The following is a 16905-nucleotide window of genomic DNA, read 5'->3' as shown; positions in this document are numbered from 1 at the left end:
ATGTTTGAAAAAATCGAGAATAAATGGACAGAAGATTCCGGTGATTATGATGATATGATCCAAAAACAATTGAGTAACAAAAGAACGGTATCTCACTGGACAAAAGAATTGAAAAGACTTCTTGGACCTGAGCCCCTTCGTATTTTAGAAGTGGGCTGCGGCCCGGGTTTTATGAGCATCATAGCAGCGCGTCTGGGACATGATGTAAAAGCGATAGATGGTTCATCAGGAATGGTAGAAAAAGCCAGAAGGAATATGCGACAGTATCATCAACAGGTGGAAATCTGTGAGGAAGATGGTGTAACCTTGCCATTGGAACAAGAACAAAGCTATGATGTGATACTTTCCAGAGATGCGGTGTGGACATTATATGATCCGGAAAAAGCTTTCAGACGCTGGAAGGCTGTATTAAAACCAGGTGGAAGGATCATTTATTTTGATGGGGACTATCGTACCATCGAACCCACATTAAAAAATAAGATCCATATGAAAATTGCTGATTTTCTTATTTATGTTACAGAAAGAAAAACATATGGATCTGACGTGAAGGAAAACAGCGGAATTTATGAAAAGCTGCCATTTACATCGCAGAAGCGTCCGGAAGCGGACTTTCAGATATTAAAAAAGGTACGCTTTGCCAGGATTCAGATCAGAGAGAATCGCTGGCTAAACAGACCATGGACGATGGATTTCTGGAAATACGGATATCAGGGGAAAAAATTTATTGTAATAGCCACAAAGAAGGAGAAGTGACATGCAAAACGATAAGATCAAAGAATACTGGGAAGGAGAAGCTGGCATTTACAGCGAAGGGATCAAGGCAGAATTGAAAAGTGAAACAGCAGAAAACTGGAAGAATCTGATTCTGGAGTATGCGCCGGAAAAAGAACATCTGGAAGTACTGGATGTAGGCTGCGGGCCGGGATTTTTTGAAATTATGCTGGGAAAAGAAGGACATCATGTGACCGGGATCGATATTACTGAAAATATGATCCATGAAGCAAAGGAAAATGTAAAGGCAGCAGGTTTATCCGCAGATCTGATGACTATGGACTGCCACAATCTGAATTTCCCGGATGAGACATTTGATATGGTTATCTGCAGAAATATCACATGGACGCTGGATGATCCACAGAAGGCTTACAAGGAGTGGCTGCGTGTACTGAAAAAAGGCGGACGCCTTTTGGTATCGGACGCCTGCTGGTATCTGCATCTTTATGATGAAGAAAAGAAAAAGATTTACGAGGCACATGATGCTGCCATGTGGGAAAAATACGGAAGAGGTATCCATGCTCATGAAGATGCGGAAACAGGGAAAGAGCTCAGCAGTAAGCTGTTTATGAGTGATAAAAAGCGCCCGGCATGGGATCTGGATCACATGATGGAGATCGGCTTTTCCAAAGTGTTTGCCCTGAAGGACATCAGTGATATTTCCAGAACTTCCATGGATCGTGAGCTGAATAAGCTGACACCTCAGTTTTTAGTGGGTGGAGAAAAATAAGCGGGCCGGCGTTAAATAAAACGCTGGACCCGTTCCATTGTAGTTTTTAGAATAAAGATATCCGTCAGTACATCACCGGTTTCCAGAGAATGGTTGGCGTTTTGGGTGAGAAAGAGAGGTACATCTTTCTGCGCTGCCAGTTCCCGGATGGAATCGGTTTCGGCCCAGGGATCTGCGGTGCCGTGGAAGGCGATGCTTCCGGCAAGTGGGAAGGAAAAGGTCTCTGCAAGAGGCGTGAACAGGATGCTTTTTACAGTCAGATTGTGTCGGGAAGCATAGGCAGAGGAGATGACTGTACCAATGCTTTTGGAAATAAACAGAATGCTGCCATAGGAATTCCAGTCGATGCTGCCTAAGGAGCGTTCTGTTTGTTCCAGGGCAAGGTCAAAGGCCTGTTTCATTTTCTTCGGATCACCTTTTACATTTTCCGGGAGGTTGTCATAGGATACCGTGCGGATCTGGTAGCCTTGTTTGCTGGCAAGGCGGCTGGTATAGTACAGAAGCGGCTTGTCGGCAGTGTATCCGATGCCCGGAAAAACAACTGCTAATTTCGGGGCATTTTTGTCTGCTCCGGCTGTATGAGAGGAAACTTTTGCATAGAGCATCTGCAGCTGAAGCTTTTCCTGAAGCTCCTTTAAGGTAATGGAGATCGTACAGGAATCGGATGGAAGATAATCATAATCGGTAACAACGCCGTCCTCTTCCATGGAATAAACAATGTGTGAGGAACCCATGAGTTCCATGTCTTCTTCAATATCTGAAAGTAATTCTTCGTATGATTTCATATTAGTTTAAACCTTCTTATTCAAAAAATCTTTTATTTTTACAGATGCCTCTATTATACTGGTTTCATTGAATAACAGCAAGAGCCGGCAGAGAGAAGTTAAACCTTGCTTTTATCCTGCCTGCACGATATACTAATACAATACATATCTGATTAATGGAGGGTTTTACAAATGAAAATTGCAGCAACATACGATAATGGAAACATTTTTCAGCATTTTGGAAAAACAGAGTTTTTCAAGGTATATGAGGTGGAGGATAACAAGGTTATTTCCAGTGAAGTGATCAGCTCCAATGGCACCGGACATGGTGCACTTGCCGGACTTCTTGCAGATCAGGGGATCAGCGTTCTGATCTGTGGCGGAATCGGCGGCGGCGCTCAGGCAGCACTTGCTGAGGCTGGTGTTGAGTTATGTTCCGGAGCACAGGGTGACGTAGATGCAGCTGTGGATGCTTATCTGAAGGGCGAACTGGTATCCACAGGTGTGAACTGTGATCATCACCATCATGAAGATGGACATTCCTGCGGAAACCATGAGGATGGACACTCCTGCGGCGGTCATGAAGACGGACACTCCTGCGGAGGCTGCGGCGGCGGATGTGGTTCCCAGCCATCTATCACAGGTCCTAATGTCGGAAAAACCTGCCGTACACATTACAGAGGAACCTTTAACGACGGAACACAGTTCGATTCTTCTTATGACCGTGGTGAGCCACTGGAATTCATCTGCGGAGCAGGCCAGATGATCAAAGGCTTTGATGCGGCAGTTGCAAACATGGAGGTTGGCCAGGTGATAGATGTTCATCTGATGCCTGAGGAAGCTTACGGTATGCCGAATCCGGATGCGATTTTTACACTTGAGATCGAACAGCTTCCGGGCGCTGAGGATCTTACTGTAGGACAGCAGGTATACCTCTCCAATCAGTATGGTCAGCCGTTCCCGGTTAAAGTTAACGCAAAAGATGAAAAAACCATTACTTTCGATGCCAATCATGAGATGGCAGGTAAAGAGCTGAATTTCAGAATTGAATTAGTAGAAGTGAAATAAGCAGGAACAGTGGGAGGTGCTGTATGGGAGCATATGGCATCTCCCTTTTTTACCTGAAGGGAGGAAGCTTTCCTGATGAGGATCTCTATGATACCATTTGGATTACTGTCCGGTTTTATGGACAGTAAAGAAATCCGGATCACAGAGCTGGGTGAAGATGGATTTCGGTTTCGCCTGGCAGAGGAATGCCCGGAACCGGAGCAATTTCTGATCTGTTTCTACGATATGAAAAAAGCCGGGTACAGGAGAGTGGAGATCCTGAGGTTTGAGATGAGTGCAGCAGAGGAGCAATATCTGCAGGATCAACAGCCATCTGAAAAGGAAACCGGAAAATATTTTTACAGGGAATATTCTGTGAGAGTGGAACAGAAGGACTATGTACAGGAGGTTCGGCGTCTGGCCGGAGAGTACAACAGATATATCCGTCTGAAGCTGGAGGGAGACGATGGAGAGCTGGCGAAATCACTGACCGGTTATCCTGCAGAGCTGGATGAGATGCACTGCAGGAGTCTGGAAGAACAGAAGAAGCGGTGGTTTTTCAGAGAAAGTGAAAAGGCTTCCGGAAATCCACAGAATACAATGGGTACAGAAGAATTAAGGCTTTTGGATAATGCAGAGTTTGCCCTGGAATTAAACTGCACTTCCCTGTATGAAGAATATCTGCGCCAGCCGCTGCAGGATTTTCTGGCGTCTTACTGGCAGAAGAATTACCTCACTCACAGTTATTTTGCAGGCCGGACACCGGACAGATTTTATATTGGAAATCAGTTCTGCCATAACCTGTTTCCGACAGAAGAGCAGCTTTTTTCTATTATGGATAAAATGTATTCGGAGGGATCGGAGATCACACTGGTATTTTCTTATATCCGGGAATTTATGCTTTTGTCTGTGGGAAAGCTTCTGGAAAAGGTGGATAACTGGTGCTGTATTCATGGGGTGAATGTGGAAATCGTAGTCAATGACTGGGCTATGGTGGAAATGTTCTGTGGAAAAACATCCCGCCTGCGTCCTGTTCTGGGGACATTGCTCAATAAACGAAAAAAGGATCCGCGAATGAAATATAAATCCGGTGATACCTTATTATTTCAGCAAAACAGCCTGAATGCGGGGTTTTATCGAGATTTTCTGGCTGAAGAATTTCATATCCACAGATACGAATGGGAGTCCTGCGGATATCCACAGGAGCTTCCCCCGGGAAAAAACAGTCTGCATCTGCCTTTTTATCAGACAAACACTTCGCAGTATTGTCCATTGTATGCTTTGTGCACCACTGGGGATCGCGGTACACAGCAGCTTGCGGAGCACTGTCCGAAATTCTGTGAAAAATACGCACTGCTTTATCCGGAACATTTACACATGGCAGGGAGGTATAATTCCCTGTTCGGTGTGGATAAAACATTTCCGGAGATACCTGAAATGTGGAAAAATATAAAAGGCACAAAGCCGGATCGCATTGTTGTTAATATATGACAGGTGATGAGCAGGCTGTGAAGGTGGATCGCGAATATCCGTTTGACAAGAATACATTGCGGAAAAAAGGAACAGGACATGGAGAACAGTATGAAAATAACAGCCGGGTTAGGCTCCATAGATGAATATGAACGTTTTGTGCAGGCAGGAGCAGATGAATTTTTCTGTGGCTATGTACCCTTTTCCTGGGCGGAAAAATACGGCACAGTAATGCCGTTAAATCGCAGGGAGGTTCTCTGCTGTAATGTTCAGCTTGGAGCATACAGTGAGCTGGAAATTCTTTCCCGGATGGTGAAAAAATATAAAAAGCCGGTGCATCTCACCTTCAATTCCCTGTATTATCTTCCGGAACAGTATCCGGAGATCGGAGATATCATAGAAAAGTGCATGGGAATTGGATTTCGAAGCTATATCATTGCAGATCCGGCGCTTCTTGTTTATCTGAAAAACAGGGGGATTTCCTGTGAGATCCATCTCAGCGGAGAGACGGGGGAAGTGAACAGTGAAATGCTGAAGATGTTCCGGCGCTTTCCTCTGAAGAGATTGATCTTTCATCGGAAAAACACGTTCCGGGATATGCAGTCTGTTATTGCATCTCAGAGAGAAGTGGAAAAACAGGCTGGGATCCGACCGGAGGCGGGAATGCAGTTCGAGGCCTTTGTGCTGAATGAAATGTGCCAGTTTACGGGAGCATTCTGTAATTCTCTTCACTGTGATGAGATGGGATATCTTTGCAGGGTGTCCTATTGGCTTGGAACTGTACGGAATGGTGATGCTGTTCCGGAAAAAATAATGGCTCTTCAGGAGCAGGCGTGGGATCAGGAACCGGATCTGAAAGCATATGATGAATCCGGATATCTTTGTGGTGAGACAGGCTGTGGACTGTGTGCACTGTATCAGCTGAAGCAGGCAGGGATCACGCATCTGAAGCTGGTTGGCCGGGGAAACTATGTGGATCACATGGAAAAAGATATCCGGAATTTGCGAAAAGCGTTGGAAATCCTGGACGCTGCAGAAAATGAGAGGGAATTTAAATATACGTTAAAACGGACAGTGTTTCCGGCGGGGTGTAGCGAAAGATGTTATTATCAGTAACAAAAAGAGAAGCTTTTTTGAGTTGGAATAAATGATAAATGGGATGAAAACCAGAATCAGGAAAAGACATGGTGCAGATTGCAGATTTGACGGTCCTGGGAAAAAGCTATTTCCGGATTATTTGGGATCAATGGCGTGTGTCCTTCCTGAGTTCAGAGATCATTACATTTGCTGTGATCCTGATACTGGCGAGATCCGGGCGGAAAAAGAATGTATTTTCAGGAGAAAGGATATAAAATGAATTTCGAGCGTGTAAAAAGAGAAGAAGCAGATACAGTTCTGAAGCTGTACCGTTCATTGCTGGGGACGCCCTATTGTGTGTGGACAGAGGAGTATCCTTCAGAAAAAGAAGTGGAATTTGATCTTTCCAGAGATGCGCTGTTCTGTATGCGGGACGATGCGGGAAATATCGCAGGTGTGATCTCCATTGATGATGATCCAAATGTGGAATGCCTCACATGCTGGTCAGAAACCATGGTGCCGTCAGCGGAGGTCTCCCGGGTGGGAGTATGTCAGGAATTCCAGAATCAGGGGATTGCCGGGAAACTTCTTAAGGGTGTGATGGAAGAGCTGAAGAAGCGGGGCTATAAAGCTGTACATCTTCTTGTTGCGAAGGACAATGTAAAAGCACTCCGTTCTTATGATAAGCTGAATTTTGAGAACGTGGGAGAGTGTGAACTCTGGGGACATATGTACTGGTGTTATGAGAAAGCATTATAAAAAGTATTATAAAAAATGAAAAACAGGTATCTTTTTGCCGGGTGGTAGATCGACCACCAATGTCAGATCGATAAGTGGTGGTCAATACACAGTCAGCAGAGAAGATACCTGTTTTTTGTTTGAAAGCAGATCAGATCCTCCGGCAGCTGTCCCTTTCGATCAGCTGGTGAGGTACAATGATCTTTGTGGCCGGAAGGCTCGGATTTTCGATATGACTGATCATCTGCGTGGCTGCTTCCATTCCAAGCTGCCCGGAGTTAATATCAATGGAGGTCAGCTGAGGCGAAGTCAGTCTGGCAAAAAGTGAGTTGTTAAAGGAAAGAATGGACAGATCCTCCGGTATGGAGATATCTGCTTCCATACAGATCCGCTCCAGGGAAAGCGCCAGAATATCATCACTGACAAGCATAGCTGTAGGGCGCTCCTCACTTAAAAGCAGCTTTCGAAGCTCCTGAAACTCATTCTGGGAAGCGGCAGGAACCTCTATACAGTATTCGGGCTGTACGGTTAATCCGTGGCTGATCAGCGCAGTCATGTAGCCGGTTTTGCGGTCTGCGGAAAAGACCAGGGAATTATCTACACCCAGATAAGCGATCTTCCGGTGGCCCAGAGCATAAAGATACTCCGTTGCCTCCTGTCCGGCCAGAAGGTTGTCATTATCGATATAGATTGTATGATTGGTGTATTGTGCCGGTTTTCCGATCAGGATATAGAGAAGTCCTTCACTGAAAAGAAAATCAATAACAGAATCATTCACACGGGAATAAAGAACAATAAATCCGTCAACCTTACCGCTTCTGGACATGGAACGTACTGCGTTAAGGATCTCTTCTTCATTCTGACCGGTAACAATGGTGCTGATATACTGATGTGCGTTACAGTAGTGGCTGATCCCCCGGATCGTCTCAAGGTAAAAGGAATTCTCGTATGTCTCCTTTGGGGATGGAGGCAGGATGATACCGATGGAGCGGGAAATCTGTGCTGCCAGGTTGCTGGCCTGGAAATTCGGCTCATAGCCAAGCTCCGCCATGGCTCTGCGTACACGTTCCTTGGTTTCTTTACTGATAGATGGATTATTTTTGCAGGTTCTGGAAACGGTGGACGGGGACACCCCGGCCAGAGCTGCCACATCTTTGATGGTTACTGCCATAAATTTGCCTCCTCACGGATATGCCGGATCAAAGCGGAAGTATGCCTCTGATCCGGCTTTTTTATCTCAGTCTGATAGAGATATTGTAGTTCATAACAAGGATACTGTCAAACATATTGCACGGAAAATTGCATGAAATTGCGTAAAAACAGATGCACAGAAAATCAGGTAGTGAGATGCAGACAGATTCTGTTTGACATAATGAAAAACTGCACAAAATCAGGATGTAAAAATTGTAAGAAAGGTAGAAAAGACAAAAACGCATTGCACTTCATGCAAAATGGACGTATAATTTACGCAAACGGTTGCGTAGATTATATGAATATGCATCCGTGAGAGGATAATAGATAAGATGCTCTGAGATGCAGGGCTCAACATAAGGAGAGAAAAGATATGGATAAAAGAGCAGCCGGCATTCTGATGCCGATCACAAGCCTGCCGTCAGAGTACGGCATCGGATGTTTTTCAAAGAGTGCCTATGATTTTGTGGACTGGCTGAAGGAAGCGGGACAGAGCTACTGGCAGATCCTTCCGCTGGGACCTACCAGTTACGGAGATTCTCCGTACCAGTCCTTCTCCACCTTTGCGGGAAATCCGTATTTTATCAGCCTGAAGGCACTGGTGGAGGAAGGTGTCCTTACAAAGGAGGAATGTGATAAGGTCAGCTGGGGAAGAAGAGCAGACAGCGTAGACTATGAAAAAATCTACAAAGGCCGTTACAAGCTTCTCCGCAAAGCTTATGAAAACAGCAACATCAGTGAGAATCCGGATTATCAGAAATTTGTTGCAGAAAACAGCTGGTGGCTTTCCGACTATGCACTTTTTATGGCAGTAAAGGATCAGTTCGGCGGTGTTGAGTGGACAAAATGGGCAGAGGATATCCGCCTTCGCTGGGCAAATGCCATGGACTACTATCGCAGAGAATTATATTTTGATATTGAATTCCAGCAGTATATGCAGTTTAAATTCTATGAGCAGTGGATGAAACTGAAAAAATATGCCAACGAAAAAGGCATCCAGATCATCGGAGATATCCCGATCTATGTAGCTATGGACAGTGCAGATACCTGGGCTCATCCGGAGCTTTTCCAGCTGGATGAGGAGAATGTGCCGGTGGCTGTAGCCGGATGCCCGCCGGACGGATTTTCCGCAACAGGACAGCTCTGGGGAAATCCACTGTATCGCTGGGATTATCACAGAAATACAGGATATCAGTGGTGGATCTCCAGACTGAGCTACGTATTCCGCCTTTATGATGTGGTAAGAATTGATCATTTCCGTGGCTTTGACGAGTATTTTTCCATTCCATATGGTGCGGAAAATGCCATTGGCGGTCACTGGGAAAAAGGTCCCGGGATTGATCTGTTCCGCAAAGTGGAGCAGGCCCTTGGCTGGAAGCAGGTCATTGCGGAGGATCTTGGCTATGTGACAGATTCCGTGCGTCAGCTTGTCCATGACAGTGGATTCCCGGGAATGAAGGTCCTGGAGTTTGCGTTTGATTCCAGAGATTCCGGCTGTGCCAACGATTATCTTCCGCACAATTATCCGGAGAACAGTGTGGCATATACAGGAACCCATGATAATGAGACCATCGCCGGATGGTGGAAGAGTATTATGGCAAAAGAGCGTAAGCTTGCCAGGGATTATCTCTGTGATAACTACACACCGGATAAGGAGCTGCATAAATGCTTTATCAGCCTGGTTATGAGAAGCAGTGCAAAGCTCTGTGTGATCCCTATGCAGGATTATATGGGCCTGGATAACAGCTGCAGAATGAACCAGCCTTCCACAGTAGGAAAGAACTGGAAGTGGAGGATCCGTAAAAGGGAGCTGACTGTGAAGCTTCAGAAAGAGATCCATGGTATTGCACTTCGCTATGGACGTATGAACTGGTCTGATTAACTGGTACGTTTGTGAGGTATATTCCAGTTAAACGGGACGTGTATGAGAGTAGGGAGAATTTTGATAGAATAGTGTTTTCTTGTGTGATATAATGCTGTTTCGTGGAGGCAGCTGTCAGTAAAAGGTAAGGCTGACAGCTGCCTTATTGTATTTTCAGATCTGCGGTAAATGATAAAGTGATACATTTATATATGCAGAAGATCAGAAGGGAGTGTCTGATCTGCAGCAGTGGATAATCCTGAATAACGGAAGATTTTTTACAATAAGGGGAGAATTATGACAGGAAAAACACACGCAGCAGTCGGACTCGGAACAGTGCTGGCAGTTACACAGCCCTCTACGGTTTCCGGTCTGGTACTTGCGGCAGGAACAGGAATGCTTGGAGCACTGATCAGCGACATTGATGTAGGAACTTCCAAATCCCATAAGGATGCGGACCGGATCACGCTGATCGCGGTTCTGCTTGTAGCAGCAGAGATCGCATTGAATTATTTTTATGATTTTTCCATCTGGGAAAAGATCCGCAATAACCAGGCTATGGCGCCGGTTGCCATGGGAGTTATTATTTTTATTGCAGTCTGTGCCTTTGGAAAAAATCAGCCACACCGGTCTTTTATGCATTCGATCATGGCTATGGCTATTTTGAGTGCAGCCATATCCATGGTGTCAGTGCAGCTGGTATTTTACTTTGTGGTTGGATTTGCATCACATCTGGTGCTGGACTGCTTTAACCGGAAACGGGTACGGATCCTGTATCCGCTGCCGGGAGGCATTGCACTGGATTTCTGTAAGGCAGGAGGCTTTGTGGATTCCCTGCTTTTTAAGCTTGGATCCGTAGCTGTGATCTTTGAGATCGTATATCTGGCTGTGCAGATGGGAGAGAGCTGGAAGCTTTTTCGAATGTAGAGGATGTTTTATGTACCGATTACGGATAATTTTATGCAAGTAATTGAAGATGGACAAAATAGTAATTGTATTAACTAATAAACTATAGTATAATACAAATATGAACACAACATATAAATCAAACAACAATGTCGTCTATTCCTGTAAATACCATGTAGTATGGTGTCCAAAGTATAGACGAAAAGTATTAATTAATGGTGTGGACGTCCGGCTGAAGGAGCTGCTCACAGAGTATGCTGCAAATCTTTCTGTAGACATTCTGGAAATGGAGATCATGCCAGACCATGTTCATATGCTTTTGGAAGTAGATCCTCAGTTTGGCATCCACAAAGCTGTAAAGTCATTTAAAGGCTATACGTCCAGAATTTTAAGACAGGAATTTCCCTATCTTAAAACGAAAATGCCGACTCTCTGGACAAACAGCTATTTTGTATCGACGGTGGGCGGTGCTCCGCTGGAAACAGTAAAACAGTATATTGAAAACCAGAAAACATCGCAGAGACAAAAGGATAAGATGGGATAATGCAAAAAGGAATTAAATTCAGGATCTACCCGAACAGAGAACAGAAAAACTTCATCCATCAGACCCTGGGATGCTGCCGGTTCATCTACAACCGGGGACTTGCCATGCGTAAGGAAGGCTATGAAAATGGGGAAAAGATCGGCTATTCCCAGACTTCCGCCATGCTGACTGAACTGAAAAAGCAAGAGGAGTTTGCCTTTCTGAAAGCAGCAGATTCCATTGCATTACAGCAGTCTTTGCGGGATCTCGACCGGGGATTTGTGAATTTCTTTGAGAAACGGGCTTCCTATCCAACCTTCAAAAGTAAACATAACCGGTTCCAGTCATACAGAACGGTAAATCAAAAAGATAATATTCGTATTGTGGGAAGATATATCAAACTTCCGAAACTTGGATTTGTTAAAATACGGCAGTCGATGGAAGTGGAAAAGATTAATCACGTGATCATTGAGCACACACCGGCTGGAAAATATTTTGCGGTTTTAAATGTTGATTTTGAACCGGAACCACGCTCAAATGCTGGCGGAACGATAGGGATTGATGTCGGAATCAAAGCGTTCTACTCCGACAGTAATGGAAATACGGTATCAAATTCCAGATATCTGGAACGCTCAATGCGAAAACTCATAAGAGAACAGCGCAGGCTTTCCCGAAAACAAAAAGATTCCCATAACCGCGAGAAGCAGCGGATCAGGGTGGCAAGAGTGTATGAGAAAGTAACCAATCAGCGGAATGATTTCCTGCAGAAACAGTCAACGATGCTGGTGCGCGAAAACCAAACCATCTGTATTGAAGATCTGAATGTTAAGGGGATGATCCGGAATCATAAACTGTCAAGATCGATAGCGAGTGTTTCCTGGGCAAAATTTTTTGAAATGCTGGAATATAAAGCTGGCTGGTATGGAAATGAAATTCACAGAGTACCAACGATGTATCCGAGCAGTCAGACCTGTAGCTGTTGTGGCTACAGAGATCCACGGATAAAAAATCTGGGCATTCGTATCTGGGAGTGTCCCAAATGCCATGCGGTTCATGACCGGGATACGAATGCAAGTATCAATATTCTGAAAAAAGGACTGCAGATGCAGTCTGCATAAAGATAAAAACTGTACCGTAGGGCATACGGGAACAGTATAAATATAGCTTGTGGACACTGTGTAAGACATTGCAGTACCGTAAGGTGTTTGCCAATGTAGTAGTGGGAGAAGCAAGAATCCCCCTGCTTTAGCTGTGGGGAGTGTCAAATGGGGCAGATATTGCAGGAACTGAGGGTTAAGCCAAAAAAGAAGCAGATTTTCCAAATACGGAAGATCTGCTCTTTTTAACCGAATCAAGGGAGTCCCCTGCTTCAATTACGAATATCTGCCTGACTCAGATGCGGATCATGGATATCCGCCTGACGGTTTATAAGTGTGATCATTTATTCTTTCTGATCCTGCAGGCGCATGCTGTATAAAGTACGTCTGTGGAAGAGTTCAGTGCTGTCTCACAGGAATCCTGGATAACACCTACGATGAAACCGACACCAACTACCTGCATGGCAACATCATTGGGGATTCCGAAAAGGCTGCAGGCCATCGGGATCAGAAGAAGAGAACCGCCGGCAACGCCGGAAGCACCAGCCGCACTTGCAGCAGCCAGGATGCAGAGGATCAGAGCGGTCGGGAAGTCTACGCTGATACCAAGTGTATGTGCAGCAGCCAGAGCCATGATGGAAATAGTGATCGCTGCACCACCCATGTTGATGGTCGCACCAAGAGGGATGGAGATGGAGTAGGTATCCTCATCAAGTCCGAGATCCTTGCACAGCTCCATGTTTACCGGAATGTTGGCGGCAGAGCTTCTTGTGAAGAAGGCTGTGATACCACTGTCCTTCAGACAGCGCAGAACCAGCGGATACGGATTCTGGCGTGTGCAGATGAAAGTAACGATCGGGTTGATCACCAGTGCAACAAAGAGCATGGTTCCCACCAGTACACAGATCAGACGGCCATAGCTTAACAGTACGCCAAGTCCCTGCTCGGAGATGGTTGTGAAGATCAGGCCCATGATACCAAATGGAGCAAGGCTGATGATCCATCTTACGGCTGTGGAAGTTGCATCGGAAATGTTTTCGATGACAGTCTTGGTAGTTTCGCTTGCGGCCTTCAGTGCGATACCGAAGATGATAGCCCATGCAAGGATACCGATATAGTTGGCGTTGACAAGTGCGTCAACCGGGTTGGAAACAATGTTCATCAGAAGGTTTTTGAGGACCTCTGCAACACCGCTTGGCGGAGTGACGTCGGAAGTATTTGTATTTTCGGAAAAAGTCAGCATGATCGGGAACAGGCGGCTGGAGATCACAGCTGCCAGTGCTGAGAGTACATTTCCCAGAAGATAAAGTACAACAACAAGTTTCATGTTTGTTTTCTGGCCTTTTCCCATGTGGCACAGAGAGCTCATTACCAGGAAGAACACCAGAAGCGGAGCAATTCCACGGAGAGCGCCGACGAACAGATCACCGAGAATGGAGATCACAGATGCCTTGGGAATCGCAAGTCCGAGAATGATACCAACGATCAGACCGCAGATGATACGCTTGATCAGGTTGATGCTGTTCCATTTTTGAATCAGGTTTTTCATAACTAGTTTCCTCTTTCCTATTGTGTGGGTGTGCTGAAAAATGCTGAGCCGCAAAGCAACGATCCGGTGTAAAGGGCTGATCGTTCTAAACTGCTACTACTGCATCATGTAAAAGCACAACAGGATAATTATATACAATCATGTCCGCCTTGTAAAGACAAATGTACATAAAACACGAAAAAGATATAAAAAAAGCGCCAGATCAATGCTTCGTCTGGCGCTATATATTTGAAGTTTCAGGCCCGGATTTTCCGGAAGCTTACAGCAAAGAACAGAACCTCCGCAAAGCCTGTAATTCCCCATGAGAAAATATACAGGAGATAAAGCGAAGAAATGGTCTGGAAGTGTGCGAACACCGTATAGAACCAGATGACACGGAATACACAGGATCCCAGAATAATGATGATGGTCGGTGGGATACTTTTTCCGATGCCACGGGAAGCGGCGATGCTGCAATCCATAAAACAGCTGAAGGCATAGCTGAAGCCCATGATCCGGATCCTTTCCATGCCGGCATCAATGACGGCCGGTTCTGTGGCAAACAGTGACAAAAACTGCGGACCGAAAACAAGAAGCAGTCCACCAAGGATCGCGCCTGCGATGAAGGCATATGTAAGACTGATCCCATAAGTCTTCAGCATACGTTTTTTATTTCCGGCACCCCAGTTCTGACCGATGAAGCTTGCGCATGCAGTATAGAAGGCGAACATGACGTTGTAGATCAGGGAGTCTGCATTTGCAGCGGCAGCATTTCCGGAAACTGTGACTGCATCGAAGGAGTTGACGCCGGCCTGTACGAACAGATTTGCAATGGCAAAAATTCCGTTCTGCAGACCTGTGGGAATACCAAGAAGCAGTACTGCTTTACAGGCCTTTGGGTGAAGACGGAGCTTATGCAGGGATACCCTGCATTCGTCTTTTCTCCGGAGGAGGTGGATCATTACCAGAGCAGCGGATATATACAGGGCGATCGCGCTGGCAGTTGCCACACCTGCGGCGGCCATATGACAGACGATAACGAAAAACAGGTTCAGAAGAACGTTGATCACTCCGGCAATGGAAAGATAGATCAGTGGTCGCTTCGTATCGCCTCGGGCACTTAATACGCCGTTACCGAAATTGTATACAGCCATGGCCGGCATACCCAGAGCATAAATCTTCATATATAAAACAGCCTGCTCCATCAGTTCCGGTTTCGTATTCATCATGGACAGCATCTGTCCGGAAAACAGAAGACAGACGACACAGACCAGAAGTCCTGCAATGGCACAGAGAAGAAGAGATGTATGGATCGTTTCTTCGGTACCCTTTCTGTTTTCGGCACCAAGCTCGTGTGCTACACGAACATTGACTCCGGCGCCCATGCCGATCAGGATTCCGGTAAATAAAGTGACCAGCAGAGTTGTGGAACCAACTGCTCCAAGTGCCATATAATCTGCAAATCGCCCCACAACCGCAACATCACTTAAGTTAAAAAGAACCTCCAACACCTGTGACCCCATCAGGGGAAGGCTGAAAAGGAGGAGATTTTTCCAGAGAGAGCCGGAGGTCATCTCAATGGAATGCGTTTTCTTTTTTTCATTTTCACACATAGTTTACCTCATAAAAAATTATAAAAAAATCCTTCATCCAAGGTATACAATACTATGTTGAAATAGGTTTGTAAAGAGGGGAAAATGGCTCTTTCACCAGGCGCAGAGGTTTGTTTTTATTTATAGATTCTACATTGATTTCAGTACGAACAATGATATAATAAATGAGAGCAATAAGAAAGTATTTTCAGAAATATTGGAAAAATAAAATACAGCAGACTAAGGAGGAAACCAATACAATGAAAATCGGAAATGATATTTATTATGTAGGCGTAAACGATCATCAGGTAGACCTGTTCGAGGGACAGTATGTAGTACCAAATGGAATGTCCTACAACTCCTATGTGATCAAAGATGAGAAGATCGCAGTTATGGACACTGTAGATGCCGGCTTCACAGAAGAGTGGCTGGGAAAAGTTGCAGAAGTTCTGGATGGTGCGAAACCGGATTATCTTGTAGTTCAGCATATGGAGCCGGACCATGCAGCAAATATTGAGAATTTCATGAAAGCATACCCGGATACAACTGTTGTTGCCAACACAAAGACCTTTACCATGATGGAGAATTTCTTCCGTGGAATGAACCTGGAGGGAAAGAAGCTGGTGGTAGCCAACGGTGACACCCTGACACTTGGAAAACATGTCCTTACCTTCGTATTTGCACCGATGGTTCACTGGCCGGAGGTCATGGTTACATATGACAGCACAGACAAGGTGCTGTTTTCTGCTGATGGCTTCGGCAAATTCGGAGCTCTCGATGTAGAAGAGGACTGGGACCGCGAAGCACGTCGCTACTATATCGGAATCGTCGGAAAATACGGTCCGCAGGTACAGAAGCTTCTCAAGGCAGCAGCAACTCTTGATATCCAGACCATCTGCCCACTTCACGGACCGATCCTTACCGAAAATCTTGGACATTATCTGGAGAAATATGATATCTGGTCTTCTTATAAAGTAGAGAGCGAAGGCGTAATGATCGCCTACACATCTGTATACGGACATACAAAGAAAGCAGCAGAGCTTCTTGCACAGAAGCTGGAAGAAAAGGGCTGCCCGAAGGTTGTTGTCTGCGATCTTGCAAGAGAAGACATGGCAGAGGCAGTGGAAGACGCTTTCCGCTACGGCAAGCTGGTACTGGCCAGCATTACATACAACGGAGAAGCATTCCCGTTTATGCGTACATTCATTGAGAACCTGACAGAACGTAATTACCAGAACCGCACCATCGGCCTCATTGAGAACGGAAGCTGGGCACCGACTGCAGCCAAAGTCATGAAAGGAATGTTCGAGAAGAGCAAAAATATCACATGGCTTGAGAACAATGTAAAGATCATGTCCTCCCTCAGCGATGAGAATGTGGCAGAGATCGATGCAATGGCAGAGGAGCTCTGCAAGTAATTTCTGAATGTCAGAACAGCTTATAGAAAATAAAGATATTACATAATAAAAAGGCGTGGACCCGGATTGACAGGTTCGTTCATTTACTGAGTTGTTAATGAACGAAATATATCGATCCGTAAGTCCGCGTCTTTTTTATTTACAAGAATAACAAATTAAAGGTAAGTCAGTGATCTCATGATCCTGGAAACT

General features: G+C 45.3%; 14 protein-coding genes and 1 pseudogene. 11 read left to right on the top strand and 4 right to left on the bottom strand.

Annotated features, from left to right (window positions below; all coding sequences use genetic code 11):
• Nucleotides 1-753: a class I SAM-dependent methyltransferase gene (locus EYS05_RS05310; RefSeq protein WP_138276761.1), complete on the top strand. Its 753-nt coding sequence runs from the start codon at nucleotides 1-3 to the stop codon at nucleotides 751-753.
• A 1-nt stretch (nucleotide 754) separates the two neighbouring features.
• Entirely contained in the window at nucleotides 755-1501 is a 747-nt protein-coding gene (locus EYS05_RS05305) for a class I SAM-dependent methyltransferase (RefSeq protein ID WP_138276760.1), read from the top strand.
• Nucleotides 1502-1512: 11 nt separating this feature from the next.
• On the opposite strand, the gene EYS05_RS05300 is transcribed toward EYS05_RS05305, so the two are convergent.
• Complete coding sequence (locus tag EYS05_RS05300) at nucleotides 1513-2286, bottom strand: alpha/beta hydrolase (RefSeq protein WP_138276759.1); 774 nt, start codon at nucleotides 2284-2286, stop codon at nucleotides 1513-1515.
• A 171-nt stretch (nucleotides 2287-2457) separates the two neighbouring features.
• Here EYS05_RS05300 and EYS05_RS05295 point away from each other — a divergent pair, with 171 nt between their 5' ends.
• From EYS05_RS05295 to EYS05_RS05280, 4 genes are all read left to right on the top strand, one after another.
• On the top strand, nucleotides 2458-3333 hold the full coding sequence (locus EYS05_RS05295; RefSeq protein ID WP_138276758.1) for a NifB/NifX family molybdenum-iron cluster-binding protein: 876 nt from the start codon (nucleotides 2458-2460) through the stop codon (nucleotides 3331-3333).
• 87 nt (nucleotides 3334-3420) lie between these two features.
• The gene (locus tag EYS05_RS05290) at nucleotides 3421-4803 is read left to right on the top strand and encodes a hypothetical protein (RefSeq protein WP_138276757.1); all 1383 of its coding nucleotides are present in this window, start codon (nucleotides 3421-3423) and stop codon (nucleotides 4801-4803) included.
• Between the two features lie 90 nt (nucleotides 4804-4893).
• On the top strand, nucleotides 4894-5898 hold the full coding sequence (locus tag EYS05_RS05285) for a U32 family peptidase (RefSeq protein ID WP_138276756.1): 1005 nt from the start codon (nucleotides 4894-4896) through the stop codon (nucleotides 5896-5898).
• 237 nt (nucleotides 5899-6135) lie between these two features.
• Nucleotides 6136-6618 carry a GNAT family N-acetyltransferase gene (locus EYS05_RS05280; RefSeq protein WP_021650238.1) on the top strand — a complete coding sequence of 161 codons (483 nt, stop codon included), beginning with the start codon at nucleotides 6136-6138 and terminating at the stop codon, nucleotides 6616-6618.
• Between the two features lie 130 nt (nucleotides 6619-6748).
• On the opposite strand, the gene EYS05_RS05275 is transcribed toward EYS05_RS05280, so the two are convergent.
• A complete protein-coding gene (locus EYS05_RS05275) occupies nucleotides 6749-7768 on the bottom strand; it encodes a LacI family DNA-binding transcriptional regulator (protein ID WP_138276755.1) in 1020 nt (339 codons plus the stop codon).
• A 393-nt stretch (nucleotides 7769-8161) separates the two neighbouring features.
• On the opposite strand from EYS05_RS05275, the gene malQ reads away from it, so the two are divergent.
• The 4 genes from malQ (at nucleotide 8162) to tnpB (ending at nucleotide 12196) form a co-directional block, all read left to right on the top strand.
• Nucleotides 8162-9670, top strand: a complete 1509-nt coding sequence (malQ, locus tag EYS05_RS05270; protein WP_118516067.1) for a 4-alpha-glucanotransferase — start codon at nucleotides 8162-8164, stop codon at nucleotides 9668-9670.
• Between the two features lie 276 nt (nucleotides 9671-9946).
• On the top strand, nucleotides 9947-10576 hold the full coding sequence (locus EYS05_RS05265; RefSeq protein WP_138276754.1) for a metal-dependent hydrolase: 630 nt from the start codon (nucleotides 9947-9949) through the stop codon (nucleotides 10574-10576).
• Nucleotides 10577-10676: 100 nt separating this feature from the next.
• Nucleotides 10677-11099, top strand: a complete 423-nt coding sequence (gene tnpA / locus EYS05_RS05260) for an IS200/IS605 family transposase (protein ID WP_059086115.1) — start codon at nucleotides 10677-10679, stop codon at nucleotides 11097-11099.
• Nucleotides 11099-12196 carry an IS200/IS605 family element RNA-guided endonuclease TnpB gene (gene tnpB, locus EYS05_RS05255; RefSeq protein ID WP_138276753.1) on the top strand — a complete coding sequence of 366 codons (1098 nt, stop codon included), beginning with the start codon at nucleotides 11099-11101 and terminating at the stop codon, nucleotides 12194-12196. The genes tnpA and tnpB overlap by 1 nt, the downstream gene beginning before the upstream one ends.
• A 319-nt stretch (nucleotides 12197-12515) precedes the next feature.
• Here the strand turns inward: tnpB and sstT are convergent, their stop codons facing one another.
• Nucleotides 12516-13724 carry a serine/threonine transporter SstT gene (sstT, locus tag EYS05_RS05250; protein WP_118626443.1) on the bottom strand — a complete coding sequence of 403 codons (1209 nt, stop codon included), beginning with the start codon at nucleotides 13722-13724 and terminating at the stop codon, nucleotides 12516-12518.
• 236 nt (nucleotides 13725-13960) lie between these two features.
• Nucleotides 13961-15316 carry an MATE family efflux transporter gene (locus EYS05_RS05245; RefSeq protein WP_138276752.1) on the bottom strand — a complete coding sequence of 452 codons (1356 nt, stop codon included), beginning with the start codon at nucleotides 15314-15316 and terminating at the stop codon, nucleotides 13961-13963.
• A gap of 239 nt (nucleotides 15317-15555) precedes the next feature.
• Between EYS05_RS05245 and EYS05_RS05240 the strand changes: the two are divergent.
• Nucleotides 15556-16710, top strand: a pseudogene (locus tag EYS05_RS05240) (FprA family A-type flavoprotein); the annotation flags it as partial.
• Nucleotides 16711-16905 lie beyond the last annotated feature (195 nt).

This window comes from Blautia sp. SC05B48 (assembly GCF_005848555.1).
Lineage (GTDB): Bacteria > Bacillota > Clostridia > Lachnospirales > Lachnospiraceae > Blautia_A.
The sequence above is the reverse complement of the archived record's forward strand: the minus strand, read 5'-3'. Positions and strand labels throughout refer to the sequence as shown.

Bases quoted from the DNA above. Each gene is read 5' to 3' on its own strand.
- EYS05_RS05310 (WP_138276761.1), top strand. From the start codon at position 1: ATGTTTGAAAAAATCGAGAATAAATGGACAGAAGATTCCGGTGATTAT.
- EYS05_RS05305 (WP_138276760.1), top strand. From the start codon at position 755: ATGCAAAACGATAAGATCAAAGAATACTGGGAAGGAGAAGCTGGCATT.
- EYS05_RS05300 (WP_138276759.1), bottom strand. From the start codon at position 2,286: ATGAAATCATACGAAGAATTACTTTCAGATATTGAAGAAGACATGGAA.
- EYS05_RS05295 (WP_138276758.1), top strand. From the start codon at position 2,458: ATGAAAATTGCAGCAACATACGATAATGGAAACATTTTTCAGCATTTT.
- EYS05_RS05290 (WP_138276757.1), top strand. From the start codon at position 3,421: ATGATACCATTTGGATTACTGTCCGGTTTTATGGACAGTAAAGAAATC.
- EYS05_RS05285 (WP_138276756.1), top strand. From the start codon at position 4,894: ATGAAAATAACAGCCGGGTTAGGCTCCATAGATGAATATGAACGTTTT.
- EYS05_RS05280 (WP_021650238.1), top strand. From the start codon at position 6,136: ATGAATTTCGAGCGTGTAAAAAGAGAAGAAGCAGATACAGTTCTGAAG.
- EYS05_RS05275 (WP_138276755.1), bottom strand. From the start codon at position 7,768: ATGGCAGTAACCATCAAAGATGTGGCAGCTCTGGCCGGGGTGTCCCCG.
- malQ (WP_118516067.1), top strand. From the start codon at position 8,162: ATGGATAAAAGAGCAGCCGGCATTCTGATGCCGATCACAAGCCTGCCG.
- EYS05_RS05265 (WP_138276754.1), top strand. From the start codon at position 9,947: ATGACAGGAAAAACACACGCAGCAGTCGGACTCGGAACAGTGCTGGCA.
- tnpA (WP_059086115.1), top strand. From the start codon at position 10,677: ATGAACACAACATATAAATCAAACAACAATGTCGTCTATTCCTGTAAA.
- tnpB (WP_138276753.1), top strand. From the start codon at position 11,099: ATGCAAAAAGGAATTAAATTCAGGATCTACCCGAACAGAGAACAGAAA.
- sstT (WP_118626443.1), bottom strand. From the start codon at position 13,724: ATGAAAAACCTGATTCAAAAATGGAACAGCATCAACCTGATCAAGCGT.
- EYS05_RS05245 (WP_138276752.1), bottom strand. From the start codon at position 15,316: ATGTGTGAAAATGAAAAAAAGAAAACGCATTCCATTGAGATGACCTCC.